The sequence below is a fragment of the Streptomyces montanisoli genome, assembly GCF_017813245.1.
Lineage (GTDB): Bacteria > Actinomycetota > Actinomycetes > Streptomycetales > Streptomycetaceae > Streptomyces > Streptomyces montanisoli.
This window is the reverse complement of the sequence record NZ_JAGIQL010000235.1, coordinates 1-7,642: the sequence shown is the minus strand read 5'-3', so window position 1 is coordinate 7,642 and position 7,642 is coordinate 1. Positions and strand designations below refer to the sequence as shown.

The 7,642-nt window shown below is 73.0% G+C and carries 4 protein-coding genes; 2 read left to right on the top strand and 2 right to left on the bottom strand.

The genetic code is table 11. From position 1 onward, the window contains the following. Positions 1 to 121: 121 nt before the first annotated feature. Both JFN87_RS30770 and JFN87_RS30765 read right to left on the bottom strand, forming a co-directional pair. Positions 122 to 934: an NAD(P)-dependent oxidoreductase gene (locus JFN87_RS30770; RefSeq protein WP_209345441.1), complete on the bottom strand. Its 813-nt coding sequence runs from the start codon at positions 932 to 934 to the stop codon at positions 122 to 124. An 85-nt stretch (positions 935 to 1,019) separates the two neighbouring features. Further along, complete coding sequence (locus tag JFN87_RS30765; protein ID WP_209345439.1) at positions 1,020 to 4,964, bottom strand: ABC transporter ATP-binding protein; 3,945 nt, start codon at positions 4,962 to 4,964, stop codon at positions 1,020 to 1,022. Between the two features lie 485 nt (positions 4,965 to 5,449). Between JFN87_RS30765 and JFN87_RS30760 the strand changes: the two genes are divergently transcribed. Together JFN87_RS30760 and tesB are read left to right on the top strand one after the other, a co-directional pair. Continuing rightward, positions 5,450 to 6,607 carry an acyl-CoA dehydrogenase family protein gene (locus JFN87_RS30760; protein ID WP_209345438.1) on the top strand — a complete coding sequence of 386 codons (1,158 nt, stop codon included), beginning with the start codon at positions 5,450 to 5,452 and terminating at the stop codon, positions 6,605 to 6,607. Positions 6,608 to 6,642: 35 nt separating this feature from the next. After that, positions 6,643 to 7,518 (top strand): acyl-CoA thioesterase II, encoded by an 876-nt coding sequence (gene tesB / locus JFN87_RS30755; protein WP_209345436.1) that lies wholly within the window; start codon positions 6,643 to 6,645, stop codon positions 7,516 to 7,518. Positions 7,519 to 7,642: the final 124 nt, after the last annotated feature.

Below are 7,642 nucleotides of genomic sequence, written 5' to 3'. Positions count from 1 at the left end.
GCCGCGCGTGCGCGAGACGCTCGGCGCGCCGGCGAGGAGCCGGGCCACGGCGGGGCCGTGCGCGCATGGCGCACCAGGCGGGCCGCCGCAGGCGGCCGACGTGTGCCCCGCCGCGTGGCGGTCACTCGTGGCGGTACAGCGTCGCGATGTCCTCGACCGTGATGTGTTCCATCGCCTCGCGCGCCGTCGCCGCCACCGGGAGTGCCTGGTTCGCCTCGGCCGCCATCCGCGCCGCGTTGGCCAGGTCCTTGCGGTGCCAGGTCAGGCGCATCAGCTCCATCTCCGCGAGCGTCCTGCTCGCCGCGGGGCCGTCGAGGACGGCCGCGCGGAGCTTCTCGGGGGCCACGCCGAGCGCGTCGCCCAGCCGCAGGGCCTCCACGATGGCGGCCAGCTGGCCCCAGTGGCAGAGGTTGTTGACCGTCTTGCCGACCTGGCCCGAGCCGAGCGGGCCCAGGTGGTGGACCGTCCCCGTCCAGGGCGCCAGCTCGGGGCGCACCGCGTCGAGTACGTGCTCGTCGCCGCCGACCAGCAGGTTGATCGCGCCGGCCTCCGCCGCGCGCACCCCGCCCGTCAGGGCCGCGTCCAGGACGTCGACCCCGCGCGGCGAGGCCGCCCGCGCCACCTCCCGGCAGGTGGCGGGGGTGACCGAGGAGCAGACGAGGACGACGGTCCCGGCCCGCGCCGCCGACAGCACGCCGCCACCGCCCGTGCACACGTCCAGCACGTCCTCGTCGGTCGGGACCATGACGAGGACCACGTCGCTCACCGCGGCCAGCTCCGCGACCGACGCGGCCGGGCGGACGCCGCGCTCCGCCGCCCGCTCCACCGCCGCGCGGTCCGCGTCGTAGCAGTGGGTCCGCACCCCCGCCGCCGCGAGCAGCTCCGCCGCTGGGCGCCCCATCGCGCCGAGTCCGATCAGACCGACCGTCTTCATCCTTCGCCGCCTCTCGCCGACCGGAGGCCACATTGGCTCGTTGGTCATACCCTTGTCAACGACGGCAGGTGTCGGACGGTGGGCGTCAGGCGGCTGCCGGCTCCTCCTCGCCCACGAAGCTGCGCCACAGGCGCGCATAGCGGCCATCCAGGGCCAGCAGCTCCTCGTGGGTGCCGTCCTCGGCGACCCGGCCGTGGTCCATCACGACCACACGGTCGGCCCGTGCCGCCGTCGTGAGCCGGTGCGCGACCACCAGCGTGGTGCGGCGGCCGGTGAGCCGTTCCGTCGCCTGGTTGACGGCCGCCTCGCTGGCCAGGTCGAGCGCCGCGGTCGCCTCGTCGAGCAGCAAGATGTCGGGGTCGACGAGCTCGGCCCTGGCCAGGGCGATCAGCTGGCGCTGTCCCGCCGACAGGTTGCGCCCGCGCTCCGCGACCTGGTGCAGGTAGCCGCCGTCGAGCGTGGCGATCATGTCGTGGGCGCCGACCGCGCGCGCGGCCGCCTCGACCTCCGCGTCGCTCGCGCCCGGCCGCCCGTACGAGATCGCGTCCCGCACCGTGCCGGGGAACAGGTACGCCTCCTGGGGCACGACGCCGAGCCGGTGGCGGTAGGCCGCGAGGTCGAGGTCACGCAGGTCCCGACCGTCGACCGTGACGCGTCCGCCCGTCGGGTCGTAGTAGCGCGCGACGAGCTTGACGAGCGTCGACTTGCCCGCGCCGGTCTCGCCGACGAAGGCGACCGTCTGGCCGGCCGCGATGCGCAGCCGCACCGAGCTGAGCGCGGCGTCCTTCTTCGCGCCGCCCTCCGCGCCGGGCCCCGTGCCCGCAGGCCCCGTGCCCGCAGGCGCCTCGCCCGGGGCGGCTCCCGGGCGCGCCTGCTCCGGTGCGTCCTCCTGCTCCTCGCCGCCCAGGCTGTCCGCCGCGTATCGGAAGTCGACGCCCTCGAAGGCGATCTCGCCGCGCAGCCGCCCCACGGGCCTGGGGTCCTTCGCCGCGACCGTCGACGTGGGCTCGCGCAGCAGCTCCTGCACGCGCGTCAGTGAAACGGTCGCCTGCTGGTACCCGTCGAAGACCTGGGAGAGCTGCTGCACCGGCGCGAAGAACAGGTCGATGTAGAGCAGGTACGCGACCAGCGCGCCCGTCGTGAGGGTGCCCGCCTGCACCCGGCCCGCGCCGACGATCAGCACGGCGGCCGCCGCGACGGACGACAGGAACTGCACGAACGGGAAGTACACGGAGATCAGCCACTGCCCGCGCGTGCGCGCCTTCAGGTACTCCCTGCTGCGGCCGGCGAACCGCTCACCGCCGTCATGCTCGCGCCGGAAGGCCTGCACGATCCGCAGCCCGGCGACGGTCTCCTGGAGGTCGGCGTTGACGACGCCGATGCGATCACGCGCGAGCGTGTAGGCCCGCACGCTCTTGCGCCGGAAGAAGACCGTCCCGACGATGAGCAACGGCAGCGAGGCGAAGACCACGAGCGCCAGCTGGACGTCGATGGCGAGCAGCACCCCGAGGATGCCGAGGAACGTGATCACGGCGACCAGCGCGGTGACGAGCCCGGTCTGCAGGAACGTCGACATCGCGTCCACGTCCGTCGTCATCCGCGTCATGATGCGGCCGGTCAGCTCGCGCTCGTAGTAGTCGAGGCCGAGCCGCTGCAACTGCGCGAAGATCTTCAGCCGCAGCGCGTACAGCACGCGCTCGCCGGTGCGCCCGGTCATCCGGGCCTCGCCGATCTGCGCGATCCACTGCACGAGCGCGACGGCGAGTCCGAGCCCGGCCGCCGTCCACACGGCGCCGAGCACGACCTTGTCCACGCCCTGGTCGATGCCGTGCCTGACCAGGATCGGCAGCAGCAGGCCCATGCCCGCGTCCACGGCGACGAACAGCAGGCTGACGGCCAGCGCGCCGCCGAAGCCGCGCAGCAGCCTGCGCAGCCCGTAGGAGCTCTCGGGCGTCACCGCGCGCGCCTCGTCCACCTCGGGGGCGTCCGTGGCGGGCGGCAGCGCGGCCACCTTGGCGAGCAGCTCGGGCGTGGCGCCCGACGCGCCCTCCTCCTCGACGACCTCGTCACGCGCCCACAGCGTGGGCGTGATGCCGCGCTCGGCGTCGAAGTCGGCGTCGAACTCCGCGTCGATGGACTCGCGGGCCACCTCCTCGCGGACCGCGCGGCGCGCCCCGGCGGTGCGGTCCTGTGCGGACTCCTCTCCGTCGTCGCACGCGCGCGCGTCCCCGATCCGGGACTCGATGCGGGGCTCGGTCGCGGCCTCGCCCAGTTCGTCCGGGTCGGTGAGCAGCCGCCGGTAGAGCGCCGAGCGGAGCTGGAGCTCCTCGTGGGTGCCGATGTCGGCCAGGCGGCCGCCGTCGAGCACCGCGATGCGGTCGGCGAGGCCGAGCGTGGAGCGGCGGTGCGCGATCAGCAGTGTCGTGCGGCCGGCCATCACGCCGCGCAGCGCCTCGTGGATCTCGTGCTCGACGCGCGCGTCCACGGCGGACGTCGCGTCGTCCAGCACGAGCAGGCGCGGGTCGGTGAGGATCGCCCTCGCGAGTGCGATGCGCTGGCGCTGGCCGCCGGAGAGCGTGAGGCCCTGCTCGCCGACCTCGGTGTCGTAGCCGTCGGGGAGCGCGCTGATGAACCGGTCGGCCTGGGCCGCGCGCGCGGCGCGCAGGATCTCCTCCTCCGTCGCGTCCGGGCGGCCGTAGGCGATGTTGGCGCGCACGGAGTCGGAGAACAGGAAGCTGTCCTCGGGCACGAGCCCGATGGCGTCGCGCAGCGAGCCGTACGTCAGCTCGCGCACGTCGTGGCCGCCGACGAGCACGGCGCCGTGCGACACGTCGTAGAAGCGCGGCAGGAGCAGCGAGACGGTGGACTTGCCGCTGCCGGACGAGCCGACGAGCGCGACGGTCTCGCCCGGCTCGACGCGCAGCGAGAACCCGTCGAGTACGGGCCTGCCCTCCTGGTAGGCGAACGCGACGTCGTCGAACTCGACGGACGCCTCCGCGCCGGCGGGCAGCTCCTTGGTGCCCTCGCTCATCGTGGGCTCGGTGTCGATGAGGTCGAGCACGCGCTCGACCCCGGCGCGCGCCTGCTGGCCCACGGTGAGGACGACGGCGAGGCTGCGGACCGGGCCGACGAGCTGCGCGAGGTACGTGGAGAACGCGACGAACGTGCCGAGCGTGATGTCGCCCTTGGTCGCGAGCCAGCCGCCGAGCGCCAGCATGGCGACCTGGCCGAGCGACGGCACGGCCTGCAGCGCCGGCGTATAGCGCGCGTTGAGCTTCACCGTGCGCAGGCGGCCCGCGAACAGCTTCCTGCCGGCCCTGCGCAGCTTGTCGGTCTCCTGCTCCTCCTGGCCGAAGCCCTTGACGACGCGCACGCCCGTGACGGCCCCGTCCACGACGCCCGCCACGTCGGCGGCCCTCGTCTGCGCGTACCAGGTGGCCGGGTGGAGGCGGGAGCGGCTCCGGCGGGCGATCCAGTAGACGGCGGGGGCGACGGCGAGCGCGACGAGCGTGAGCGGCGGCGAGAGCACCGCCATGATCACGAGAGAGACGACGAACAGCAGGACGTTGCCGATCGTCATGGGCAGCATGAACAGCAGCCCCTGGATGAGCTGAAGGTCGCTGGTGGCCCGGCCGACGACCTGGCCGGTGCTCAGCGTGTCCTGACGCCTGCCGTCGAGACGGGTGAGCGAGGTGTACATGTCGGTGCGCAGGTCGTGCTGGACGTCCAGGGCGAGCCTGCCGCCGTAGTAGCGGCGGACGTACGTCGCCAGGTACACGACCACGGCGGACGCGACCAGCAGGCCAGTCCAGGTGTAGAGCGAGCCGTCCTGCGCGCCGATGGCGTCGTCGATCACGAGCTTGGTGATCAGCGGGACGAGCGCCATGACGCCCATGCCGGCGAGGGACGCGCCGAGCGAGAGCATCACCCGGCCGCGATAGCGCCACGCGTACCCCGCCAGCCGCCGTGCCCAGCTGTCTTTCCCCGCCGCCACTGGTGATGCGCCTCCCGTTGTCGCCGTGCCCCGCATATCCGGGCCCGGCCATGACTACCCGCCGATCCCGCCGCATCCACCAACGTCGCGCCCTGCGGAATTCATCCCGCCGGACGCGTGAACGGGGGGCGGAGACGCAGTTAAGGGCTTTGGTCGGAGCGGGACGAGACCTGCGGACGAGGTCCCGGGACGGAGACGAGGTGCCGGGACGGAGGCTCCGCTACTGGACGTAGGCCACGACGAACGCCACCAGGACGACGACCATGAGCGCGGTCACGACGGTCAGGAAGCGGCCCTTGGCCGTGCGGGCGCTGGAGGGGTACCTGCTCATGGCGGGCAGCATACGAGGCGCACGGCGCGCGGTCTGCCACGACGCGGTACACATTTCGTCAAGCGGGGGCCACCCTGGACACACGAACTGACCGCCCGGTAACTTGTACTGAGCAAGCGCTTAGAGCTGTCGCTCGCCGGCTCGCGCGCGTCACCGAAGGCGGCGGATCGCCGCGAAGGAGGGCCCCGTCATGCGTCGCACCGTCTACAACGAGGACCACGAGTCCTTCAGGGCCACCCTCAGGGCCTTCATCGAGGGCGAGGTCGTCCCGCACTACGACGAGTGGCTCGCGGCGGGCCAGGTGCCGCGCGACTTCTACCACAAGCTGGGTGAGCTGGGCGTCTTCGGCATCGAGGTGCCCGAGGAGTACGGCGGCGCCGGCGTCGAGTCGTTCAAGTTCCAGGCGCTCGTCTCGGAGGAGACCGCACGCGCGGGCGTCTCCTTCGGCGGCTCCGGCGTACACGTGGCCCTCTGCCTGCCCTACCTCAAGGCGTACGCGACCGACGAGCAGAAGAAGCGCTGGCTGCCCGGCTTCATCAGCGGCGAGAACATGTTCGCCATCGCCATGACGGAGCCCGGCACCGGCTCCGACCTGGCGGGCATGAAGACCACGGCCAAGCTGTCCGACGACGGCACCCACTACGTGCTGAACGGCTCGAAGACGTTCATCACGGGCGGCGTGCACGCGGACCGCGTCATCGTCTGCGCGCGCACCGCGCCGCCGTCGGCCGACGACCGCCGCTTCGGCATCTCGCTGCTGGTCGTGGACACGAAGTCGCCGGGGTACGCGGTCGGGCGCAAGCTCGACAAGATCGGCCTCAAGACGTCCGACACCGCCGAGCTGTCGTTCACCGACGTCGAGGTCCCGGTGGCCGACCTGCTCGGCGAGGAGAACAAGGGCTTCTCCTACCTCGGCCAGAACCTGCCGCAGGAGCGGCTCGGCATCGCGTTCGGCGCGTACGCGCAGGCCGCGGCGGCCGTCAGGTTCACCAAGGAGTACGTGGCGGACCGCACGGTCTTCGGCAAGTCGGTGTCGTCTTTCCAGAACACGAAGTTCGAGCTCGCCGCGTGCCAGGCCGAGGTCGACGCGGCGCAGGCCGTCGCCGACCGCGCGCTGGAGGCGCACGACGCGGGCGAGCTGACGGCGGCCGAGGCCGCGTCCGCGAAGCTGTTCTGCACGGAGGTCGCGAGCCGCGTGATCGACCGGTGCCTCCAGCTGCACGGCGGCTACGGCTACATGAACGAGTACCCGATCGCCCGCCTGTACGCGGACAACCGCGTCAACCGCATCTACGGCGGGACCAGCGAGGTCATGAAGATGATCATCGCCAAGTCCATGGGCCTGTGACGGGGCCGCGCGAGCGCCTGGGTCAGACTCGTCCCATGAACAGCGAACTCGACACCCTGCTCGGTCTGCTCGATCTGGAGCGGATCGAGCAGGACATCTTCCGCGGGGCGAGCCACTCGTCCGTCGTGCCGCGCGTCTTCGGCGGCCAGGTGGCCGCCCAGGCGCTGGTCGCCGCCGGCCGGACGGTGCCCGGGGACCGCGCGGCGCACTCGCTCCACTCGTACTTCCTGCGCCCGGGTGACCCGGGTGCGCCCATCGTCTACACGGTGGACCGCATCAGGGACGGCCGCTCCTTCACGACGCGCCGCGTCGTGGCCGTCCAGCACGGGCAGCCGATCTTCCACCTGTCGACGTCGTTCCAGCAGCACGAGGAGGGGCTCGACCACCAGGCGGAGATGCCGGCCGCGCCGGACCCGGAGAGCCTGCCGTCGGGCACGGAGCTGCTGCCGAGGTACGCCGACTCGGTCCTCGACCAGTCCGTGGTCGACCGGCTGCTCGAGGTGCGCGCGGCGGTCGACCTGCGCTACGTGCAAGAGCCGCCGTGGGCGACGGTGGGACGGCCGCGCGAGGCGCGCTCGCAGGTGTGGTTCCGCACGAACGGCAAGCTGGCGGACGATCCGCTGCTGCACGTGTGCCTCGCGACGTACGTCTCCGACATGACGCTGCTCGACTCGGTGCTGCTCGCCCACGGGCGCGGCGGCTGGGCGGTCGGCGACATCGTCGGCGCGAGCCTGGACCACGCGATGTGGTTCCACCGGCCGTTCAGGGCGGACGAGTGGCTGCTCTACGACCAGGAGTCGCCGTCGTCCTCGGGCGGCCGCGGCCTCGGCCAGGCACGCATCTACACGCGGGACGGCAGGCTGGCGATCTCGGTGATCCAGGAGGGCGTGATGCGCGTCCCGCGCACGTGACCCACCGCGGCCGCGGGCCGCGACGGCGCCCGGGCCACGCGTATGCCCCGGCCGCCGGACCGGGGGATCGGAAGAGCACAGGGCCGAGCTCCAGTCACCGAGGGATCGCGGGGGCCGGCGGCGC